The sequence below is a fragment of the Photobacterium carnosum genome (assembly GCF_002849605.1).
GTDB classification, from domain to species: domain Bacteria; phylum Pseudomonadota; class Gammaproteobacteria; order Enterobacterales; family Vibrionaceae; genus Photobacterium; species Photobacterium carnosum.
In genome coordinates this window covers 41,746-63,265 of sequence record NZ_NPIB01000023.1, presented here as the reverse complement: position 1 = coordinate 63,265, position 21,520 = coordinate 41,746, and the positions used below count along the sequence as shown (strand labels likewise).

Below are 21,520 nucleotides of genomic sequence, written 5' to 3'. Positions count from 1 at the left end.
TTATAACTTAAATCTTGGTAACTTAACATTGTTCCACGTGAAACATTCGACACAGCCGACCACTACCATTTAAGGTAACTAAGGGTTTCGCTTCTGGTGACAATCAGGTACTTTGATCCATCGCCCATCATATAACGGGCATCGCAAACACGTAACCCTGCACTGATATAGAGGTCGATAGCACCATGGGATTTTCTAGCTTTGGCGATAAGTTCGCTGGTGATTCAGGCATTACTCAATTAATGCACGATTTAAATGATGGTTTAACCAACCCTGATGCGATCATGCTCGGGGGTGGTAATCCAGCTCAAATACCTGCGATGGTCGATTATTTTAATCAGTTACTGGTTGAAATGGCTGCCACTGGTGAATTAACCGCGTCGATCACCAACTATGATGGTCCTCAGGGAAAAGACCGATTTATTAGCGCCCTTGCAACCTTACTTAAACAACATTATGGTTGGGACATCAGCAGTAAAAACATCACCCTCACCAACGGTAGTCAAAGTGCCTTCTTTAATTTGTTTAATTTATTAGCCGGTAAATGCCAAGATGGTTCTCATAAAAGAATCCTCTTGCCGCTGTCACCTGAATATATTGGCTATGCCGATGCAGGACTTGATAAGAATATGTTTGTCTCTTATCAACCGACGATCAGCTTGTTGAATAATGGTTTATTTAAATACCATATTGATTTTAGTAAGTTGGTTATTGATGACAGCATTGGTGCAATTTGTGCTTCTCGCCCCACCAATCCGACAGGAAACGTACTGACTGATAATGAGGTTAAGCAACTCGACACTCTCGCCCAAGCACACAATATTCCACTCATTATCGATAATGCTTATGGCATGCCTTTTCCTGATATTATCTTTGCGGACGTAACCCCATTTTGGAACAGTAATACTATTTTATGTATGAGCTTATCCAAACTTGGCTTGCCGGGCATTCGCTGTGGAATTGTAATTGCCAATGACGACATTATTACTGCGTTAACCAATATCAACGGTATTATCAATCTTGCACCGGGCAGTTTAGGTCCTACAATTGCCGATAAGCTTATCGCGCGTAATGATTTATTGCGATTAAGTCATGACGTTATTCGACCGTTTTATCAACGTAAAGCACAATATGCCGTGAGCCGATTACAGCATTATATTACCGATCCACGGTTTCGAATTCATAAGCCAGAAGGCGCTATATTTTTATGGTTGTGGTGTGATGCGTTACCAATCGCCACCAAAGAACTTTATCAACGTTTAAAAACGCGCGGAGTATTGATTGTTCCGGGTGAATATTTCTTTATTGGTTTAGAACAACCATGGCAACACAGTCAGCAATGTATACGCATGAACTACGTTCAAAGTGATGAACAAATGGAGCGAGGAATTAAAATTATTGCGGAAGAAATCACTCGAGCTTATGCCATGGGTTAGCCCAATTCTACCCTCCCCTCTAGTCTACTGAATAAAATCGCCACATAAAAAAACGCCGCTAATGATAGCGGCGTTTTTATAAGTATTAATCTAATGACAAACTAGACGTCAAGGTTAGCCACTTTTAATGCGTTCTCTTCAATGAAGTTACGACGCGGTTCTACTTGATCACCCATCAAACAGGTAAACAACTCATCTGCCGCAACAGCATCATGAATAGTAACTTGTAGCATACGACGAGCTTCAGGATCCATCGTTGTTTCCCACAACTGGTTAGGGTTCATTTCGCCCAGACCTTTATAACGTTGTAAAGAAAGACCACGACGTGATTCTTTATTAAGCCACTCTAATGCTTCTTTGAAACTTTCGATAGGTTGCTTACGCTCACCACGCTGAACAAAAGCAGTTTCATCCAATAGACCGTCTAATGCTTCAGACAAATCAGCCAACTTACCGTATTCTTTTGAATTAAGTAAATCAAAGCTTAATGGATATTCATGGTCAACACCGTGTGTACGAACCACAACCTTAGGCAAGAAGACGTTATTCTCTTCATCGCGTAAAATTTCAAACGTAAACTGGCTTTCACCTGTTTGCTTGGCATTTAGCGCTGCAATGATCTGTGTTAGCCATGCTTCAACTTGCGCACTTTCTGCTAGCATTGCTGTGCTTAAACGCGGTTGATAAACCAACTCATTGAGTAATAACACAGGGTAACGACGGCTCATACGCTCAATCAGTTTCATTGCGCCATTGTACTGAGTCACCAAACCTTCAAGTGCAGTACCTGTCATTGCAGGTGCACCATCATTTGCAAACAGTGATGCATTATCTAATGCTAACGCTGTTTGGTATTGGTTCATCTCTTCGTCATCTTTGATGTATTGCTCTTGCTTACCTTTCTTCACTTTGTAAAGTGGTGGCTGAGCAATATAAATATGACCACGCTCAATAAGCTCAGGCATTTGACGGTAGAAAAAGGTCAATAATAACGTACGAATGTGCGAACCATCGACATCGGCATCGGTCATGATGATGATGTTATGGTAACGAAGCTTATCCGGGTTGTATTCGTCACGACCAATACCACAGCCCATTGCTGTAATAAGCGTTGCCACTTCTTGTGAAGATAGCATCTTGTCAAAACGCGCTTTTTCAACGTTTAGGATCTTACCTTTAAGCGGTAGGATTGCCTGATTTTTACGGTTACGTCCCTGCTTGGCTGAACCGCCCGCAGAGTCCCCTTCCACAATGTAAAGTTCAGACAGTGCAGGATCTTTTTCCTGACAATCGGCAAGTTTACCTGGAAGACCCGCTAAATCTAATGCACCTTTACGACGTGTCATTTCACGCGCTTTACGCGCCGCTTCACGAGCACGAGAGGCATCAATAATTTTACCACAAATGATTTTAGCATCTGATGGATTTTCTAATAAGAACTCAGCAAACTTCTCGTTCATTGCTGATTCAACCGCGGTTTTCACTTCGCTTGAAACCAGTTTATCTTTAGTTTGGCTAGAGAACTTAGGATCAGGTACTTTAACAGAAACAACCGCAATCAGACCTTCACGAGCATCATCACCAGAGGTCGCTGCTTTCGCTTTCTTTGAATAACCTTCTTTATCCATAAAGGTATTTAAAGTACGAGTCAATGCACCACGGAAACCAGCTAAGTGCGTACCACCATCTCGTTGTGGAATGTTGTTAGTGAAACAATAAACGCCTTCTTGGAAGCCATCATTCCACTGCATTGCCACTTCAACAGTAATACCATCTTCACGTTCACTCTCAAAATGGAATACTTTCTGGTGAATCGGGGTTTTATTACGATTCAAGTGCTCAACAAATGCACGAATACCACCTTCATAGGTAAAGTGGTCTTGCTTGCCTTCTTCGCGTTCATCGATCAATCGGATTGATACGCCAGAGTTTAAGAATGACAATTCACGTAGACGTTTTGCTAATATGTCGTAATGAAACTCAAGGTTGGTAGTAAATGTTTCTTCACTTGGCCAGAAACGTAAACGGGTACCAGTTTTCTCAGTATCACCAACAATTGCAATCGGTGCTTGAGGCACGCCATGACAATACGTTTGCTGATGGACATGACCTTTACGGCTAATGGTTAGCTCAACTTTTTCAGACAAGGCGTTTACAACCGAAACACCTACGCCATGGAGGCCGCCAGACACTTTGTAAGAATTATCATCGAATTTACCACCAGCGTGAAGGACGGTCATGATAACTTCCGCCGCAGACACACCTTCTTCTTCGTGAAGTTCAGTCGGAATACCACGACCATCATCGCTTACTGAAACCGAACCATCTTCGTGAATCGTAACAATGATATCTTCACAGTAACCAGCAAGAGCTTCATCGATAGAGTTATCGACAACCTCAAAAACCATGTGGTGCAAGCCAGTACCATCATCAGTATCACCGATGTACATTCCTGGGCGCTTACGTACCGCATCGAGGCCTTTAAGCACCTTAATGCTTGATGAATCGTAATTATTGGACATTGAGTTACTCTCGCTTTAATTATCCTGCGTTATCTTGCCGTCTTCGACCATGAACAACCTACCATTATCATCAAGCATATCAACCACTTGTTCGCGACTGATAGCACTAATGAATACTTGGGCGTTAGTTTCCTTTAATCGCTGCGCAAGCAACGCTCGCCTATGGCTATCCAATTCGGAAGCAAAATCATCAATTAGGTAAATACACTGTTTGCCGGTGGCCTCAGTCAGATGTAAACCTTGCGCTAAACGCAACGCACACACCATTAACTTTAGCTGACCGCGGGACAATACGTCCTCAACCGGTATTCCAGCAACTTTGATCCGTAAATCAGCCTTATGCGGCCCACTTACGGTATAGCCAAGCTGACAGTCACGTTCAAAATTACGTTGCAGCAGCTCAGCATACGGTGTTTCTTTTTCCCAGCCACGATAAAAACCGAGCTGGATTTCAAACTCAGGTAAGAATACCTGACATATTTCAGCCGCTTTAATCTTAACGGCTGTAATGTATTCTTGACGCCATATACTTATTTGTTCAGCAAGTAACGCCAGCTCTTGATCCCAATAACTGAGTTCACGGTAGCTACGTGCCTGCTTTAATAATGCATTGCGTTGTTTAGTCAGTCGTTTTAAGCGGCTCCATGCATTATAGAACTTTGGTTCAACATGAAACACACCCCAGTCAATAAAAGACCGTCGAAATTTAGGTCCACCGATCAATAAATCAAACCCTTCAGGAGTAATTAACTGTAACGGTAAAATCTGGGCTAACTGAGCTAACTTTTGATTACTTTCACCACCAATTTTAACTTCAGTCGTACCATCACGCTGCTTACTGATCCCCAACGGTAAAGTAAGGTTATTGTTATCAGTAACTCGACCATGAATAAACAATTGTTGTTGTTCATGGCGAATAACGCGACTGGTTAAATGGCTACGAAAAGAACGGCCATGCCCTAAATAATGAATCGCTTCAAGGACACTGGTTTTACCGCTGCCATTAGCGCCAACTAAAAAATTAAAACCACTGGCTAACGCAATATCACATTGAGCAATATTGCGAAAATCCTGCACCAATAACCGAGTAAGTGCCATAATTACAATCTAATTGGCATTACTACATACATGGCTTCATCATTAGTTGCATCTTCAATTAATGACGGTGCATTGGCATCTGATAACGACAATCGTACTTGATCACACTTTAGCGTGTTCAATACATCAAGCACATAGCTAACATTAAAACCAATTTCTAAGCTATCACCCTCGTAATCAACATCAAGAAACTCTTCTGCTTCTTCTTGTTCAGGGTTATTGGCTGTAATGCGCATTTCACCATTTGATAAACCGACTCTAACACCACGGAATTTCTCATTAGATAAAATAGCTGCTCGCGCAAATGCTTTACGCATCTCATCGCAGTTTGCTTCAACAAACTTAGTGCTATTTTGTGGCATTACACGACGGTAATCAGGGAAACGACCATCAACAAGCTTAGAGGTAAACACAAAGTTACCAACGGTAGCACGTAAATTTGAATGACCAATCTGAATATTAACCAAGGCTTCAGGGTTATCAAACAACCGTACTAATTCTAATACCCCTTTACGCGGTACTATAATTTGTTTAGTCGGTAAATCATGACCCGTATCAATCGCACAAACAGCCATACGGTGGCCATCTGTTGCTACCGAACGTAAATGTTGGCTATCGGTTTCGAACAACATTCCATTAAGGTAATAACGCACATCTTGGTTTGCCATTGAAAACTGAGTGCTATCAATCAACTGACGCATACGACCTTGTTCAATGGTAAATTCAACTTCGCTTTGCCAATCTTCAATATTAGGAAAATCAGCCGCAGGCAATGTCGTTAGTGTGTAGCGACTACGACCAGAGCGGATTAACACTCGATCACCTTCATAGATAACCGCGATGGTTGCGCTATCAGGCAAACCACGACAAATATCTAAAAATTTACGTGACGGTACCGTAACAGCACCCGCTTCGAAATCGCCCTCTAATGCAACTTTAGCAATTAATTCGACTTCAAGATCGGTACCCGTCATCGACAAGCAGCCATTCTCAACTTGCAGTAAAATGTTACCTAAAATGGGTAATGATGGGCGACCACCTAATGCACCAGTCACCTGCTGCAAAGGTTTTAATAAATGTTCACGTTCAACAGTAAATTTCATATTAAGACGACAACGTTCTAATTAGGTTTGAATAATCTTCTTTAATATCGTGGCTTTCTTCACGTAACTGCTCAATCTTACGACAAGCATGGAGCACGGTAGTATGATCGCGACCACCAAAGGCATCGCCAATCTCAGGAAGACTGTGGTTTGTCAGTTCTTTAGCCAATGCCATTGCCATTTGACGCGGACGAGCAACACTACGCGAGCGACGCTTAGACAACATATCAGCCATCTTTATTTTATAATATTCAGCAACTGTTTTCTGAATATTATCAATCGTCACCAACTTTTCTTGTAGTGCTAATAAATCACGTAACGCTTCACGTACAAAATCAATCGTGATCGCACGGCCAGTAAAGTTAGCATTGGCAATCACACGATTCAACGCACCTTCTAGTTCACGGACATTGGAACGTAACCGCTTCGCAATAAAGAATGCCACTTCATCTGCCAGACGAATATTATGATCTTCGGCTTTCTTCATTAAAATAGCGACGCGGGTTTCTAGTTCTGGTGGCTCAATGGCGACGGTTAGTCCCCAACCAAAACGAGATTTTAAGCGATCTTCAACCCCATTAATTTCACGCGGATAACGATCTGAGGTCAAAATAATTTGTTGATTACCTTCTAACAATGCATTGAAGGTATGAAAAAATTCTTCTTGAGAGCGTTCTTTATTGGCAAAGAATTGAATGTCATCAATCAATAATGCGTCAACACTGCGGTAATAACGCTTAAATTCTTCGATGGCATTATTTTGTAGCGCTTTCACCATATCTTGCACAAAACGTTCAGAGTGCATGTAAACCACTTTGGCGTTTGGCTTTCGTTTAGCAATCGCGTTACCGACGGCGTGCAATAAGTGTGTTTTGCCTAAACCAGTACCGCCATATAAAAATAACGGATTATAAGCAGCACCAGGGTTATCTGATACCTGACGACAAGCAGCAAGACCTAATTGATTTGATTTACCTTCAACAAAATTATTAAAATTATGTTTAGGGTTTACATTAGAGCGATAACCACCAGGTGATTCTGTTTGTACCGGAGAAGGTGCTGGCTCATAGCGCATGGGCTCAGGCTCTACGCGAGGTCTTGATTGTGGCAACGTAAAAACAGGTGGTGCAAGAGGTTGCGGTGGTATAACAATGCGTTTACTACCGACCTCAAAATGCAGGCTCGGTGTATCAGTACCACAAAATTCATTAAGTAGACGATTGATATTATTGAGATATTTATCACGTACCCAATCAAGCACAAATCGATTAGGAGCAAATAATGTCAATGTATGATCATTTAACTCAGCCTGAAGCGGACGCAGCCACATGCTGAATTCTGTCGCAGGGAGTTCTTCCTGAAGGCGTTGAAGGCACTGCAACCATAGCGAAGATGACAAGGTAGACTCCACACTGAATAAACAAAACATAAAAGGAAGATAATTTTATACTCGCTGAACAAGGATCACCAGTAAAGAGATCGCAGATCCAGTGAATAAGATCGAACTTATGCACATAGATCCCACAATAAAATGCAAGATCAGCACAATTTAACCCACCTTTACCCACAACTATATTAACACAGCTACCACAAATATAAGTCTTTCATTCCCCGTTTAATGCTGTTTTTACTTAATAATGACCATTAAATCGCCATCCATTATCATCCACAGGGAAAACCTCACGCTGTGGGTAACCTTTTATAACAATCACCGTTTTTTCTATGCCTTAAAAGGCATGATATTAAGCCGCAATATGCCGCTAGCCAAACAAATGGTTATTTCAAATAACTGTTAATTATTATCTTTATGATTAAATATCGAGGTAGGATGGTTTCACCAAATAAAGCCCTATAAAGGTAAGGAAAATACCGAATGAAAAACTGGATAAAAACATTAGTGATCGCAGGTACATTATTTGCGAGTACAACCGCCAGTGTCATGGCAGCTACCACCGTCAAAGTGGGAATGTCTGGTCGTTATTTCCCGTTTACTTTTGTAAGTAAAGATAAGCTACAAGGGTTTGAAGTTGATCTTTGGAATGCGATCGGTAAACATAATGATTATAACGTTGAGTTTGTTACCGCCAGCTTTTCTGGTTTATTTGGTCAATTAGAAACGGGTCGTATTGATACCATTTCAAATCAAATTGCCATCACCCCAGCCCGCCAAGCCAAATTTTTATTTAGTCAGCCTTATGTTATTGACGGTGCACAATTAGTTGTTCGTAAAGGCAATAACACCATCCACTCAACGGCTGACTTAGACGGTAAAACGGTGGGTGTAAATCTCGGTTCAAACTATGCACAACTGTTACGTAATCTGCCTAATGCCGATAAAATTAATATCAAAACCTATGACAGTGGTATTGAACAAGATGTCGCTTTAGGACGTACCGATGCTTTTGTGATGGATCGTTTATCGTCAGTTGCAGTTATTAATACTAAACACTTACCATTACAACTTGCAGGCAAACCATTTGCGACCGTTGAAAGTGCATGGCCATTTTTAAATAACGCCAAAGGTAAATTACTCCAACAACAAGTAAATCAAGCCTTAGTCGCAATGCGTAAAGACGGTACGCTCGCAGCAATATCAAACAAATGGTTCCATACTGATATCACTCAATAATTAACGTTTTCACCATCGCAACCCTTGCTGTGGTGAATTTATTTATATCGCTTACACAGCTAGAATAACGGATCACCATTATGGGTTTTGATTTTGATTATATGTTGTCGTTGATTCCTATTTTGTTGAAATACCTGCCAACGACATTACTCATGGCCTCTATTGGTGCCATTTTTGCGCTTTTACTCGGTTTAATTATTGCTTTAATTCGTATTTATAAGCTGCCGTTACTCAACCCTCTAATTCAACTTTACATCAGCTTTTTCCGCGGCACCCCACTCTTAGTGCAACTATTTTTATTGTATTACGGCTTACCGCAAGTACTGCCAAATTTAGTCGGATTAGATGCATTTAATGCCGCTGTTATTGGTCTTAGTCTCCACTTTGCCGCTTACATGGCAGAAAGTATTCGTGCCGCCATTCTGGGTGTTGATCGTAGTCAACGTGAAGCCAGCCTTTCGATAGGCATGACAGAATCACAAACTATGTGGCGAATTATTTTACCGCAAGCAAGTCGTATCGCTTTACCTTCGTTAATGAACTATTTCATTGATATGATCAAATCAACATCGTTGGCCTTTACACTCGGTGTGCCTGAAATTATGGCAAAAGCCCAAATGGAAGCATCATCTAGCTTTAAATTCTTTGAGGCTTTTCTTGCTGTTGCCATTATATATTGGGGTGTAGTGATAGTGCTTACTCGCTTACAACAATTAGCTGAAACACGCTTAGATAGGGCTTACGTACGATGATTACTATAAATAAACTCACTAAACGTTTTGGCGAACAGACCATTTTTAGCGATATTGATCTCACCATAAAGCAAGGTGAAATTGTGGCGATTATTGGCCCATCAGGCACAGGGAAATCAACGTTTTTACGTTGTATTAATTATCTTGAAAGTGCCAATAGTGGCACCATTACCATTAACGATGCGAAGGTTGACTGCCTGCAACCTAAAAAAAGTGACATTTTAGCGCTTCGACGCCAAACCGGATTTGTTTTTCAAAACTACGCGTTATTTAATCACCTTACTGCGCAACAAAATATCAGTGAAGGTTTACGCATCGTTAAAGGCCTCGACAAACAACAAGCACAACAACGCGCACTGAATATTTTAACCGATATTGGCTTGGCTGATAAAGCCAATAGCTACCCCGCCGCCCTCTCTGGCGGTCAGCAACAGCGGGTAGGTATCGGCCGAGCAATGGCATTAGATGCTGAGCTACTATTACTTGATGAACCCACATCAGCACTCGACCCGTTGTGGGTCAATGAAGTGCTAAACTTAATAAAAAAATTGGCAGCACAACAACAAACAATGTTGATCGTCACTCATGAGTTACAATTTGCGCGTGAAGTCGCCGATAGAGTGATCTTTATGGCCGACGGTCAATTTGTAGAGCAAGGGCCACCAGAGCAGATCTTTAATCACCCTAACGATCCGCGATTGAAGGCTTTTTTGACTCAAATAGGGATCTAATAAGGATCCTTGAATTTCGCGCTGTAAAACGTATAATGCAGCGCCCGTCATTAGATGTGGGTATAATTATTGACTCTTTGTTAGTCAGTGATTACAATTCCGCCTCTTTGTTCGTGGTAATTGACCAATTATGGCCAATTACGTCTAACAAACTTAAAAACTGATCAGTTAATTTAAGGTAAAACCATGAAACGCACATTCCAACCTTCTGTTCTTAAGCGTAAGCGTAATCACGGCTTCCGTGCTCGCATGGCAACTAAGAACGGTCGTGCAACAATTAATGCACGTCGCGCTAAAGGCCGTAAGCGTCTTTCTAAGTAATCATCGACGATTATTTTGAATAAGTTCGCTTTTTCTCGGGAGTTACGTTTGTTAACTCCCGAACATTATAAAACTGTCTTCCAGCAAGCTCATCGTGCTGGCTCTCCCCACTTGACTATTCTTGCCCGTTCTAACGAACTTGACCACCCCCGTCTCGGTCTGGCTGTTCCAAAAAAACAGATTAAAACTGCTGTCGACAGAAACCGTTTCAAACGCGTTGTTCGCGAAAGTTTCCGTTTAAAACAACATCAGCTTCCAGCCTGTGACTTCGTAGTCATCGCAAAGAAATCAGCCAATGGGTTGAGTAACGAAGAACTATTTACGTTGTTAGATAAGTTATGGCATCGCCTGTCTCGCCCGTCGCGTGGCTAGTCGTAAGACTAGTCCGCTTTTACCAACTGGCAATCAGTCCTCTTCTTGGACCACGCTGTCGGTTCACCCCTACATGTTCTCAATATGCGATCGAAGCTGTAAAAACGCATGGAGCGCGAAAAGGTTGTTGGTTAGCGGCGAAACGTCTATTAAGATGTCACCCTTTAAATGACGGTGGTTACGACCCCGTTCCGCCAACCAAGCATAACGACAGAGAACATTAACCATGGGTTCCCAACGTAATATTCTGTTAATTGCCCTACTGTTTGTCTCATTCTTGCTATTTCAGCAATGGCATGGCGACAAAAACCCGCAACCAACGAAGCAGGGTGTAGAGCAACAAGTCAATAACAACAGTGGTATTCCATCACATTCAAGTGATAATCAACCACTGATTGACCAGAAAACCTCAACTAATTTAATTACCATTAAAACGGATGTACTGGAATTAACAGTCGATACGCTTGGTGGTGATGTTATCAATGCAAAACTACTTAAATACGACAACACCCTAGATTCTAAAGACCCATATGTTTTATTAAGTGATGCTGATGGCCGTGATTATGTCGCGCAATCAGGCTTAATTGGAGCAAATGGTTCTGATTCACCAGCACATGGCCGCGCACAATACGCTGTGACCGCGAAAAGCTTTGTGATGGCAGCAGATCAAAACGAACTGCGTGTACCAATGACATTCACTAAAGATGGCATTAGCTACATCAAAACATTCGTTTTCACACGCAACGATTATGCAGTTAATGTTGATTACACAATCGACAACAAAACTGACAAACCAGCAACGGTACAAATGTACGCGCAGCTGCGTCACCGCCTAGCAAGTAAAACTGGCGGCGGTATTAAAGGTATGGCAATGCACACCTACAACGGTGCCGCATATTCAGCTAACGATACTAAATACAAAAAATACAGTTTTGATGACATCAAAGAGAAGAACCTTAACCAGTCAGCAAATGACGGTTGGGTTGCGATTATGGAGAACTACTTCGTATCAGCATGGATCCCTCGTGATGGCAAAGACCAAACATCTCAACTCTACAGCAGCGATAACAATGGTATAGGCTATATCGGCGTACGTATGCCGTTAGAAACTGTGGCTGCTGGTCAAACAAAAGAAATCAAAGCAACATTATGGCTTGGTCCTAAGTTGCAAAAAGAAATGGCAGCAACAGCCACTAACCTAAACCTAACGGTTGATTACGGTTGGTTATGGTTCATTGCAAGTCCATTGCATAAATTACTTTCTTTCATTCACAGCATGGTAGGCAACTGGGGTGTAGCAATCATCATCCTAACGCTAATTGTTCGTGGTGCTATGTACCCACTAACAAAAGCACAGTACACCTCAATGGCTAAAATGCGCATGCTACAGCCTAAGATTCAGGCAATGCGTGAGCGTTTAGGTGATGACCGTCAACGTCAAAGCCAAGAAATGATGGAACTGTACAAAAAAGAAAAAGTAAACCCACTCGGTGGTTGTTTACCTATCATGCTACAGATGCCAATTTTCATCGCGCTATACTGGGCACTAATGGGATCAGTTGAATTGCGTCATGCGCCATTCTTCGGTTGGATTACGGATCTATCTGCACAAGACCCGTACTACATCTTGCCAGTCCTAATGGGCGTATCAATGTTCCTTATCCAGAAGAACAGCCCATCAACTGTAACGGATCCTATGCAGCAGAAAATCATGACCTTTATGCCGGTTATGTTTACTTTCTTCTTCCTATGGTTCCCTTCAGGCTTAGTACTGTACTGGTTAGTGTCAAACTTTGTGACTCTAATTCAACAAACCATTATTTTCCGCGCGTTGGAGAAAAAAGGTTTACACAGCAAAGCTAAATAAGCGGTATCTGTGAATAAGAGGCGACCTTAGGGTCGCCTTTTTTTATGGGGCCGATTAGGCGTAAACCCGCTCTGTGGTTTACAATCATCAAGTCATTTTTAAGCAAAGCCAAGGTTATGAATCAACATATCGATACTATCGTTGCACAAGCAACACCACCGGGCCGTGGCGGCGTCGGCATCATTCGCGTTTCAGGTCCTAAAGCGAAAGAAGTAGCCCTTGCCGTTGCTGGTCGTGAATTAAAAACCCGTTACGCTGAGTATCTGCCATTTAAAAATGAAGATGGTACTGCCCTTGACCAAGGGATCGCGATATTTTTTAAAGGTCCAAACTCGTTCACGGGCGAAGATGTATTAGAACTACAAGGCCACGGTGGCCCAGTATTAATGGATATGATGATCCGTCGCATTCTTAATATTGATGGTATTCGTCCAGCACGTCCGGGTGAGTTCTCTGAACGCGCCTTTATGAACGACAAACTTGATTTAGCCCAAGCTGAAGCCATTGCCGATTTAATCGATGCTAGCTCAGAAGAAGCCGCTAAAAGTGCCTTTAAATCACTACAAGGTGTGTTCTCAAACAAGATCCATGAATTAGTCGAAGCATTAATTCATTTACGCATCTATGTTGAAGCTGCGATTGACTTCCCTGAAGAAGAAATAGACTTTCTCTCTGACGGTAAAGTCAGTGGTGATCTCAATCGCATCATGGATCATCTTGCAGAAGTACGTAAACAAGCCAACCAAGGCGCTATCATACGTGAAGGCATGAAAGTCGTTATTGCTGGCCGCCCTAACGCCGGTAAATCGAGCCTATTAAATGCCTTATCAGGTAAAGACAGTGCGATTGTGACCGATATTGCAGGTACAACGCGTGATGTATTGCGTGAACATATCCACATTGATGGAATGCCATTACACATTATTGATACCGCAGGTTTACGTGAAGCGACGGATGAAGTCGAGCGCATTGGTATTGAACGTGCTTGGGCTGAAATTGAACATGCTGATCGGGTGTTATTCATGGTTGATAGCACCACCACTGACGCTACCGATCCCAAAGATATCTGGCCTGACTTTATTGAACGCTTACCAACAAATATGGGTTTAACCGTTATTCGAAATAAAGCCGAACTAACCGGTGAAGTCACGGGAATGAGTGAAACCAACGGTTCAACGGTCATTCGCCTTTCAGCGCGCACAGGCGACGGTGTGGACAACTTACGCGAACATCTAAAGCAATGTATGGGATTTGCTGGTACGACTGAAGGCGGCTTTATGGCGCGTCGTCGTCACTTAGATGCTCTTGAGCGTGCCACCGAACATTTAGTGATCGGTAAAGAGCAATTAGAAGGCTTTATGGCAGGCGAGATTCTGGCTGAAGAATTACGTTTAGCTCAACAGCACTTAAGTGAGATCACTGGTGAGTTTACATCGGATGATTTACTCGGACGTATCTTTACTTCGTTCTGTATTGGTAAGTAAATACTAACCTAATACATTAGTAACAAAAAAAACGCCATACATCTTTGATATATGGCGTTTTTTATTATTATTTAGCGTTAGGCATAGGATAATTTATGCTGATATATTCAGGTTCTTCAATACCTGAATGCTGATTCAATACTCGCGTTAAAGCAAAAAAGTAATTCACCAATAAATTACTAAATCGCGGTAATGTTTCAGGCACCTTCTTCCCCTCTGCATCAACTTTTACTAATTGACGAACCACTTTCTTGGACAAACTACGACATTGATGTAATTGCACCACAGCCCCCACCCCTCGTGGTAACACAAAGCGCTTATTCTTATCGGTCACTTGAGCACGGAAATAATGATAATCCGCTTTAAGTTTAATAATATCGGCCTCAAAAATACCGCATTTACCACGAATAGAGCCATTAAGATTGAAAATACGCGGTTGTAACCATGATAAAGATTGGCGTATTTCATCATCGGCTAACTGTGAAATAGTCAATCCAACATAAGTACATAATTCATCAGTTAATATTTCAAAATCACATAAAGAAGAATCTTCAAAAATAAACGGATAAGCAAGCTCGTCAATATCGCCTGAAAATTTTAATACCATTGCTTTGTTATTCCTCGACAAATAAGCCCAATTCTAACAGAAGACGGTCATTGACAGCGCTCAAAAAATCACTAACTATGTTCGCAAAATTTGCTTGCCAAAGATGATGCCAGCTTACCATTAGCAGCATATGGAAAATTATGTATCAACGACTTAAAAACTTATTTTTTATAGGCTGCTTATGCACCAGTACAGCCTGTTTGAGTGCCGAAACCTCATATCCAATAACCGTCATCGATGCCAGTCAGCAATCACTGACATTAACTAAAATACCCGCTCACATTGACTCTAAAAGCATGTTCAGTGATCAAGTATTAATGGCGCTATTACCATTACAAAACATCACCAGTTTAAGTCGCTTAAGTAAGGATCCGACTTATTCAATCATTGCCGATAAAATCCCAACGACCCTGCCATTACGCGACCTGAATGTTGAACAAATTATTGCTGAACACCCAGATTTAGTATTTGTCGCTAGTTGGAGTGATGGATCTAAAATAGCCCAGTTGCGCGCTGCAGGTATCAACGTTTTTGTCATTAAAACCGTTTATAGCCTCAAGAATATTGAAAAAAATATTTTATTAGTTGGCAAACTCATTAATCAAAATACAGCAGCAATCGCGTTAGTTGATAAAATGAACGATAAACTTAAACAACAAATTATTATTCCAGAAAAACAACTGACAGCCATTGAATACACGCCATGGGGCGCATCCAGCAACCATAATTCCACCGTTAATACGATTATTAACCAAGCACAACTCAACAATGTGATTGCGTATAATAGTGGCGATAAATTTGGTCAAGTCCCGATCGCTAAAGAGCAACTGTTAGCACTTAACCCTGATGTAATTATTATTCCTGGCTCAGATAGTGATGGCTTTAGACAACAGTTATTACACGATCCCGCATTACAAACATTAACCGCTATTCGTGATCGAAAAATTATTAGTTTACCGCACGCATTACGTTCAACTGATAGCCAATATATTGCAGATGCGATCATCTACCTTAATCATAAGGTTTATCAACCCCATGATAGTTCATCAATACAGTAAACCCGCCCAAGGATTGTTAGCATTAATCGCGTTACTGGGACTGCTAATGATTTATCTTAGCTTGGGTTCAGTCGCTATTCCCATTCACGATATTTTTGCGATGTTAGTCAGTTATATCCATGGTGGAGAAGCCTTAGCACAACAGCAGTATCCGTTAGCTTCTGCCATTATTTTACAGATTCGATTACCACGAGCTTGCGCGGCAATATTAGCAGGGAGTGCGTTAGCGTTAGCGGGTGCTTGTACTCAAGGTTTATTTAGAAATCCTCTGGCAAGCCCAGATATCCTTGGCATTAGTGCAGGCAGTAGTTTTGCTGCCGTGGTGGCAATAGTCAGTGGTTTAACCGTCATCAACCCCGCATTATTACCTCTTGTTACTGCCATTGGCGCATTAACAACAGCCACGATTGTGTATTTGATAGCCCGTCAAACTCAACAACATGGATTGTTTATTATTCTCGCAGGATTAGCAGTATCAAGTTTATTGGGAGGCTTAACTATGGGGATGCTTTTGACTGCTCAGCAATATGAAGTGAGTGAGTTTGTATTCTGGACCATGGGCGGTTTAGATGGGCGTACATGGCAACAATTATTATGGCCAACCCCCATTATTATCATTGCAGCATGGATATTATTGCGCCATGGTCAAACCTTAAATTTACTCGCTTTAGGTGAACAAAATGCCCACGGAATGGGGATCAATGTTCGCAACAGCCGACGAATATTATTACTACTAGCCACCCTTCTTACCGCGATGGCGATCGCTGTTGCCGGTCCAATCGGCTTTATTGGTTTAATTGTGCCGCACTTAGCCCGGTTACTGGTAGGACCAAATAATCGTATTTTATTACCCTTTTCGGCATTATTTGGCGCTATGTTCTTACTTGCATGTGATCTTATTGCTCGAACGGTTATTGCACCGAATGAATTAAAAACAGGGATTATCACTGCAATTATTGGTGGGATCTATTTTATCGCTCTGCTAATACGCAGCCAATATAAAGGCCTACAAGCATGATCCCACCACTTGTGATCAAACAATTAAGTTATTACCAAGGATCACAACCATTATTGCAGAATATTAACTTTGCCATTAATCCAGGAGAACTCGTCGGTATTATTGGTCCTAACGGCGCAGGAAAAAGTACCTTACTTAAATGCCTCAGCGGTTTTATATCCCCTAATAGCGGTAATATTTCTTTATTTGAACGCCCTCTCAATAGTTACAGTCATCAACAGCGCGCACAGTACTTAAGTTATTTACCCCAACACACCGAACCCGCCTTTGGATTTCTAGTTCAAGATATTATTCATTATGGTCATCATCAATCAACATCGTTATCAAACCAAGAAATAACCAATATTATTAGTGAGTTAGAAATAACACCATTATTAAAACGCCCCATTAATCAACTCTCAGGTGGAGAGCAACAACGAGTACATTTTGCACGATTATTAATTCAAAATGCCACCATCATGCTGCTTGATGAACCAACAGCAAGCCTTGATATTGGCCATGAATCACTATTACTTAATATTCTTAGTCACCATTGCCAACAAGGAAAAAGTGCACTGATTGCCATCCATAACCTTAATACTGCCATTACATTTTGCGATCGTTTATTACTGCTTGAACACGGTCAACAAATTGCCTTTGATAGCCCTAAAAAAGTATTAACACCACATCAAATTACTGAACTTTATCATCATAATGTTAGTGTTATTCAACATCCAGACAATCAAAAAATCATTATTTTGCCGCGTCAACATAAGATCATTTAATCAACCTGATCAGGGTTATGATCGAAATAATTGAAGATCATAACCCTGTGTGAATAATAAGGGGATCATGTGGGTAAGATCATCATTTAAGATGGACTTCCATTTATGATTAACGACCACCAAGATCTTCTTACCCACTCTAAACCTTCATTTTTTAGTATAAATACCCACATTTTTTCCCTCTTTAATCCCCATCATTAGTTAGTGGATAAAAAAAAGCGATTTTTAGTGAATAAAAGCGATGAGTTATGCCATAAAAGCTATCTTTATAGGGTTTGATCTCAGTACAATCTCATTTAGGTATTCACTGTTTCATCACAATGATCCCATCAAACACCAATCTGAGGCCAATTATGTCAACTATTACCCTAATCACTGGGAGCACGCTTGGTAGTGCTGAATATGTCGCCGATCATTTAGCTGATTTATTAACAGCACAAGGTCATCAAGCAAATATCACTAATCAACCTCAGTTAGCACAACTAAACCAAGACACAATTTGGCTTATTATTTGCTCAACTCACGGTGCCGGTGATTATCCAGATAACTTTGTCGCCTTTGCTAACGCGCTTACCCATCAAAAACCTACTCTTAATCAGCTAAAATTCGCCGTTATAGGGCTTGGGGACAGTAACTACGATACTTTTTGTGCTGCAGGTAAAAAAATTCAAGCGCTACTACTCACATTAGGTGCAACTCAACTTGGTGAACGACTTGATATTGATGTTTCTATAACACCAGTACCTGAAGATGCCGCTGAAATATGGTTTGAAGAGTGGCAACATTCAATTAATGATTAAAAAATACTCAATAGTTACTCAATTAGTAATCCTATTTAATACTTTCATCTGTGGATAACTATAGATCTAAACGGTGATCAACCCATAGTTATCCCTTGAATAACTTATAGCCTCCTAAGCCCCTGTGCATAAGTAGCCATTTTGATCCCAGCCTATCCTCTGGAAGATCCAAGCTACTCCACAGCAAATGATCGTCCTTAAATGCATGATCATAAGGATCATTTATCGGTTATCCACACGATCAGTGGATCCTAATAGTAGATCTAATAGAAGATCTCTTTAAAAAGATCTTAAATATATTTAAGCGACGTAAATCAGTGATCAAATGATCTTGATGAAAGATTCTCTCTTGCCAAGAAACAGGATAGAATGTCCGCCCTTTGCTCTAGTTAACACATTGGCTATTTAAATACCTGAGGAAGTTCCATGTTTTACCAGGAAAAATTTGATGTCATCGTTGTGGGTGGTGGTCATGCCGGTACAGAAGCGGCACTGGCAGCTGCCCGAATGGGACAAAAAACCTTACTATTGACCCATAATATCGATACGTTGGGCCAAATGTCGTGCAACCCAGCTATCGGCGGGATCGGGAAAGGACACCTGGTTAAAGAAGTTGACGCCCTTGGTGGCTTGATGGCACATGCTATCGATAAAGGCGGAATTCAATTCCGTACGCTCAACTCTTCCAAAGGCCCAGCAGTACGGGCAACCCGTGCACAAGCAGACCGTGCACTTTACAAAGCAGCAGTACGTAATGTATTAGAAAATCAGCCAAATTTAATGATTTTCCAACAAGCTGTGACAGATTTGATTGTTGAAAACAACCGCGCAACAGGCGTAGTTACTGAAATGGGTTTAAAATTCCACGCGAAAGCGGTGGTATTAACCGTAGGAACATTCCTAGGCGGTAAGATTCATATTGGTTTAGAAAACTACAGTGGTGGTCGTACTGGTGATCCAGCATCGATTGCATTAGCGGATCGTTTACGAGAACTTCCATTACGCGTTAATCGTTTAAAAACAGGGACTCCGCCACGTATTGATGCGCGTAGTGTCGATTTTAGCGTGCTTGAAACCCAACATGGTGATAATCCAACCCCAACATTCTCGTTTATGGGTAAACAATCGGATCATCCTCGTCAAATTCCATGTTTTATTACTTACACCAATGAGCGTACTCATGAGGTTATTCGTAATAACCTTGATCGTAGCCCAATGTATGCCGGTGTAATTGAAGGTATTGGCCCACGCTACTGCCCATCAATTGAAGATAAAGTGATGCGTTTTGCAGATAAAAACAGTCACCAAATTTTCATTGAGCCTGAAGGCTTAACCACCAATGAACTGTATCCAAATGGTATATCAACAAGCTTACCGTTTGATGTTCAAATCCAAATTGTGCGTTCAATGAAAGGTTTTGAGAATGCCACAATTATGCGTCCTGGTTATGCAATTGAGTATGATTTCTTTGACCCACGCGATCTTAAACAAACCTTTGAAAATAAACACATTGATGGATTGTTCTTTGCGGGCCAAATTAACGGCACAACGGGTTATGAAGAAGCGGCAGCTCAAGGCCTGATGGCGGGTATGAACGCAGCATTGCAAACGCAAGACAAAGAAGGCTGGTGTCCTCGTCGTGATCAAGCATACATGGGCGTATTGATTGATGATCTATCAACCATCGGTACTAAAGAACCCTACCGTATGTTTACTTCACGCGCAGAATACCGCCTGTTGTTACGTGAAGATAATGCTGATTTACGTTTAACGCCAATGGGACGTGAATTAGGACTTGTTGATGATGATCGTTGGGCGCGTTTTAACCAAAAATTAGAAAATATGGAACAAGAACGTCAACGTTTGAAAGATATTTGGGTTAATCCAAATTCAGATCACATTGAGAGTTTAAATAAGATCCTTAAGTCGCCGATCGTGCGTGAAGCAAATGGTGAAGATCTTCTTCGTCGCCCCGAAGTAACTTATGCATCATTAACGACGATCGAAACGTTTGCACCAGCACACGAAGACATCGAAGCGCGTGAGCAAGTTGAAACGCAGATTAAATATCAAGGTTATATTGATCGCCAACATGATGAAGTAGAAAAATCATTACGTCATGAAACGACTAAATTACCGTTTGATCTTGATTATTCGTTAGTGAAAGGCTTATCGAATGAAGTGGTCATCAAACTGAATGATGCTAAACCGGAATCGGTGGGTATGGCATCACGTATTTCAGGTATTACACCTGCGGCAATCTCATTGCTATTGGTATATTTGAAAAAACACGGTTTGCTTAAAAAAGGCGAATAAGGGGTAAGTAATGAAACAACGTTTAATACAACTTATCGCTCAAACTGACCTACAGGTCACAGAACAACAACTCGATCAATTGATTGGTTATGTGCAACTGCTGGATAAGTGGAATAAAGCGTATAATTTAACATCTGTGCGCGATCCTAATGAAATGTTAGTTAAACACATTATGGATAGTATTGTGGTGAGCCAATATTTAGATGGTGAGCGTTACATTGATGTTGGTACGGGTCCTGGTTTACCTGGGATCCCGTTAGCGATAATGTGCCCTAATAAATCATTTACGTTACTTGATAGTTTAGGTAAGCGGATTCGATTTATTCGCCAAGTGATCCATGAGCTAAAAATTACCAATGTCACCGCAGTTCAAAGTCGAGTTGAAGAGTTTGATCCTGGTGAAGGTTTTGATGCAGTACTAAGTCGAGCCTTTGCCTCAATGTCAGACATGGTCAATTGGTGTCACCATTTACCAAAACCAGGTGGTCAATTTTTTGCTCTTAAGGGTCAATATCACCAAGAGGAAGCTTCTGAGCTACCTGAGTGGTGTACTGTCGTTGAAGTTAAATCTTTGCAAGTACCTGAGCTCGATGGTGAACGTCATTTAGTTGTTTTAACGGCAAAAGATTAATTGTTGAGGTT

Annotated in this window: 20 protein-coding genes; 15 read left to right on the top strand and 5 right to left on the bottom strand. The window is 41.3% G+C overall.

All coding sequences use genetic code 11. The annotated features are described in order from the left end of the window. The first annotated feature begins 185 nt into the window (after positions 1 to 185). Positions 186 to 1,436, top strand: coding sequence for a valine--pyruvate transaminase (locus tag CIK00_RS16280; RefSeq protein WP_101769714.1), 1,251 nt, complete (start codon positions 186 to 188; stop codon positions 1,434 to 1,436). 101 nt (positions 1,437 to 1,537) lie between these two features. Here CIK00_RS16280 and gyrB read toward each other — a convergent pair whose 3' ends face one another. The 4 genes from gyrB to dnaA are packed head-to-tail and all read right to left on the bottom strand — an operon-like array spanning position 1,538 to position 7,558. Further along, a complete protein-coding gene (gene gyrB, locus CIK00_RS16275) occupies positions 1,538 to 3,958 on the bottom strand; it encodes a DNA topoisomerase (ATP-hydrolyzing) subunit B (protein WP_101769713.1) in 2,421 nt (806 codons plus the stop codon). A gap of 15 nt (positions 3,959 to 3,973) precedes the next feature. Beyond that, positions 3,974 to 5,056, bottom strand: coding sequence for a DNA replication/repair protein RecF (gene recF, locus CIK00_RS16270; RefSeq protein ID WP_101769712.1), 1,083 nt, complete (start codon positions 5,054 to 5,056; stop codon positions 3,974 to 3,976). Between the two features lie 2 nt (positions 5,057 to 5,058). Next, positions 5,059 to 6,159 carry a DNA polymerase III subunit beta gene (gene dnaN, locus CIK00_RS16265; RefSeq protein ID WP_101769711.1) on the bottom strand — a complete coding sequence of 367 codons (1,101 nt, stop codon included), beginning with the start codon at positions 6,157 to 6,159 and terminating at the stop codon, positions 5,059 to 5,061. A gap of 1 nt (position 6,160) precedes the next feature. Continuing rightward, on the bottom strand, positions 6,161 to 7,558 hold the full coding sequence (gene dnaA / locus CIK00_RS16260) for a chromosomal replication initiator protein DnaA (RefSeq protein WP_101769710.1): 1,398 nt from the start codon (positions 7,556 to 7,558) through the stop codon (positions 6,161 to 6,163). Positions 7,559 to 8,032: 474 nt separating this feature from the next. Between dnaA and CIK00_RS16255 the strand changes: the two genes are divergently transcribed. From CIK00_RS16255 to mnmE, 8 genes are all read left to right on the top strand, one after another. Continuing rightward, a complete protein-coding gene (locus CIK00_RS16255) occupies positions 8,033 to 8,788 on the top strand; it encodes an amino acid ABC transporter substrate-binding protein (protein WP_101769709.1) in 756 nt (251 codons plus the stop codon). An 80-nt stretch (positions 8,789 to 8,868) separates the two neighbouring features. Continuing rightward, positions 8,869 to 9,540, top strand: coding sequence for an amino acid ABC transporter permease (locus CIK00_RS16250; RefSeq protein ID WP_101769708.1), 672 nt, complete (start codon positions 8,869 to 8,871; stop codon positions 9,538 to 9,540). Further along, complete coding sequence (locus tag CIK00_RS16245; RefSeq protein ID WP_101769707.1) at positions 9,537 to 10,271, top strand: amino acid ABC transporter ATP-binding protein; 735 nt, start codon at positions 9,537 to 9,539, stop codon at positions 10,269 to 10,271. The genes CIK00_RS16250 and CIK00_RS16245 overlap by 4 nt, the downstream gene beginning before the upstream one ends. A gap of 186 nt (positions 10,272 to 10,457) precedes the next feature. Further along, positions 10,458 to 10,592: a 50S ribosomal protein L34 gene (rpmH, locus tag CIK00_RS16240; RefSeq protein ID WP_045037224.1), complete on the top strand. Its 135-nt coding sequence runs from the start codon at positions 10,458 to 10,460 to the stop codon at positions 10,590 to 10,592. A 15-nt stretch (positions 10,593 to 10,607) separates the two neighbouring features. Further along, complete coding sequence (rnpA, locus tag CIK00_RS16235; protein WP_080159045.1) at positions 10,608 to 10,964, top strand: ribonuclease P protein component; 357 nt, start codon at positions 10,608 to 10,610, stop codon at positions 10,962 to 10,964. Next, entirely contained in the window at positions 10,931 to 11,188 is a 258-nt protein-coding gene (yidD, locus tag CIK00_RS16230; protein WP_082056862.1) for a membrane protein insertion efficiency factor YidD, read from the top strand. The genes rnpA and yidD overlap by 34 nt, the downstream gene beginning before the upstream one ends. A 2-nt stretch (positions 11,189 to 11,190) precedes the next feature. Beyond that, positions 11,191 to 12,831, top strand: a complete 1,641-nt coding sequence (gene yidC, locus CIK00_RS16225; RefSeq protein ID WP_101769706.1) for a membrane protein insertase YidC — start codon at positions 11,191 to 11,193, stop codon at positions 12,829 to 12,831. A gap of 116 nt (positions 12,832 to 12,947) precedes the next feature. Then, positions 12,948 to 14,315 carry a tRNA uridine-5-carboxymethylaminomethyl(34) synthesis GTPase MnmE gene (mnmE, locus tag CIK00_RS16220; protein ID WP_101769705.1) on the top strand — a complete coding sequence of 456 codons (1,368 nt, stop codon included), beginning with the start codon at positions 12,948 to 12,950 and terminating at the stop codon, positions 14,313 to 14,315. A gap of 67 nt (positions 14,316 to 14,382) precedes the next feature. On the opposite strand, the gene CIK00_RS16215 is transcribed toward mnmE, so the two are convergent. Continuing rightward, positions 14,383 to 14,922: a cobalamin adenosyltransferase gene (locus CIK00_RS16215; RefSeq protein ID WP_101769704.1), complete on the bottom strand. Its 540-nt coding sequence runs from the start codon at positions 14,920 to 14,922 to the stop codon at positions 14,383 to 14,385. A 140-nt stretch (positions 14,923 to 15,062) separates the two neighbouring features. Here CIK00_RS16215 and CIK00_RS16210 point away from each other — a divergent pair, with 140 nt between their 5' ends. From CIK00_RS16210 to rsmG, 6 genes are all read left to right on the top strand, one after another. Next, positions 15,063 to 15,980: an ABC transporter substrate-binding protein gene (locus tag CIK00_RS16210; RefSeq protein ID WP_101769703.1), complete on the top strand. Its 918-nt coding sequence runs from the start codon at positions 15,063 to 15,065 to the stop codon at positions 15,978 to 15,980. Beyond that, positions 15,958 to 16,998: a FecCD family ABC transporter permease gene (locus CIK00_RS16205; protein ID WP_101769702.1), complete on the top strand. Its 1,041-nt coding sequence runs from the start codon at positions 15,958 to 15,960 to the stop codon at positions 16,996 to 16,998. The genes CIK00_RS16210 and CIK00_RS16205 overlap by 23 nt, the downstream gene beginning before the upstream one ends. Further along, a complete protein-coding gene (locus CIK00_RS16200) occupies positions 16,995 to 17,762 on the top strand; it encodes an ABC transporter ATP-binding protein (RefSeq protein ID WP_101769701.1) in 768 nt (255 codons plus the stop codon). The genes CIK00_RS16205 and CIK00_RS16200 overlap by 4 nt, the downstream gene beginning before the upstream one ends. Positions 17,763 to 18,115: 353 nt before the next feature. Further along, positions 18,116 to 18,562 carry an FMN-binding protein MioC gene (gene mioC / locus CIK00_RS16195; protein WP_101769700.1) on the top strand — a complete coding sequence of 149 codons (447 nt, stop codon included), beginning with the start codon at positions 18,116 to 18,118 and terminating at the stop codon, positions 18,560 to 18,562. Positions 18,563 to 18,988: 426 nt separating this feature from the next. Further along, positions 18,989 to 20,878 (top strand): tRNA uridine-5-carboxymethylaminomethyl(34) synthesis enzyme MnmG, encoded by a 1,890-nt coding sequence (gene mnmG / locus CIK00_RS16190; protein WP_101769699.1) that lies wholly within the window; start codon positions 18,989 to 18,991, stop codon positions 20,876 to 20,878. A gap of 10 nt (positions 20,879 to 20,888) precedes the next feature. After that, positions 20,889 to 21,509 (top strand): 16S rRNA (guanine(527)-N(7))-methyltransferase RsmG, encoded by a 621-nt coding sequence (gene rsmG / locus CIK00_RS16185; protein ID WP_080176188.1) that lies wholly within the window; start codon positions 20,889 to 20,891, stop codon positions 21,507 to 21,509. The last annotated feature ends 11 nt before the right edge of the window (positions 21,510 to 21,520 follow it).

What these genes read in the sequence shown, in the direction of transcription:
- CIK00_RS16280 (WP_101769714.1), top strand. Translation starts at nt 186, where the DNA reads ATGGGATTTTCTAGCTTTGGCGATAAGTTCGCTGGTGATTCAGGCATT.
- gyrB (WP_101769713.1), bottom strand. Translation starts at nt 3,958, where the DNA reads ATGTCCAATAATTACGATTCATCAAGCATTAAGGTGCTTAAAGGCCTC.
- recF (WP_101769712.1), bottom strand. Translation starts at nt 5,056, where the DNA reads ATGGCACTTACTCGGTTATTGGTGCAGGATTTTCGCAATATTGCTCAA.
- dnaN (WP_101769711.1), bottom strand. Translation starts at nt 6,159, where the DNA reads ATGAAATTTACTGTTGAACGTGAACATTTATTAAAACCTTTGCAGCAG.
- CIK00_RS16255 (WP_101769709.1), top strand. Translation starts at nt 8,033, where the DNA reads ATGAAAAACTGGATAAAAACATTAGTGATCGCAGGTACATTATTTGCG.
- CIK00_RS16250 (WP_101769708.1), top strand. Translation starts at nt 8,869, where the DNA reads ATGGGTTTTGATTTTGATTATATGTTGTCGTTGATTCCTATTTTGTTG.
- CIK00_RS16245 (WP_101769707.1), top strand. Translation starts at nt 9,537, where the DNA reads ATGATTACTATAAATAAACTCACTAAACGTTTTGGCGAACAGACCATT.
- rpmH (WP_045037224.1), top strand. Translation starts at nt 10,458, where the DNA reads ATGAAACGCACATTCCAACCTTCTGTTCTTAAGCGTAAGCGTAATCAC.
- yidD (WP_082056862.1), top strand. Translation starts at nt 10,931, where the DNA reads ATGGCATCGCCTGTCTCGCCCGTCGCGTGGCTAGTCGTAAGACTAGTC.
- yidC (WP_101769706.1), top strand. Translation starts at nt 11,191, where the DNA reads ATGGGTTCCCAACGTAATATTCTGTTAATTGCCCTACTGTTTGTCTCA.
- mnmE (WP_101769705.1), top strand. Translation starts at nt 12,948, where the DNA reads ATGAATCAACATATCGATACTATCGTTGCACAAGCAACACCACCGGGC.
- CIK00_RS16215 (WP_101769704.1), bottom strand. Translation starts at nt 14,922, where the DNA reads ATGGTATTAAAATTTTCAGGCGATATTGACGAGCTTGCTTATCCGTTT.
- CIK00_RS16210 (WP_101769703.1), top strand. Translation starts at nt 15,063, where the DNA reads ATGTATCAACGACTTAAAAACTTATTTTTTATAGGCTGCTTATGCACC.
- CIK00_RS16205 (WP_101769702.1), top strand. Translation starts at nt 15,958, where the DNA reads ATGATAGTTCATCAATACAGTAAACCCGCCCAAGGATTGTTAGCATTA.
- CIK00_RS16200 (WP_101769701.1), top strand. Translation starts at nt 16,995, where the DNA reads ATGATCCCACCACTTGTGATCAAACAATTAAGTTATTACCAAGGATCA.
- mioC (WP_101769700.1), top strand. Translation starts at nt 18,116, where the DNA reads ATGTCAACTATTACCCTAATCACTGGGAGCACGCTTGGTAGTGCTGAA.
- mnmG (WP_101769699.1), top strand. Translation starts at nt 18,989, where the DNA reads ATGTTTTACCAGGAAAAATTTGATGTCATCGTTGTGGGTGGTGGTCAT.
- rsmG (WP_080176188.1), top strand. Translation starts at nt 20,889, where the DNA reads ATGAAACAACGTTTAATACAACTTATCGCTCAAACTGACCTACAGGTC.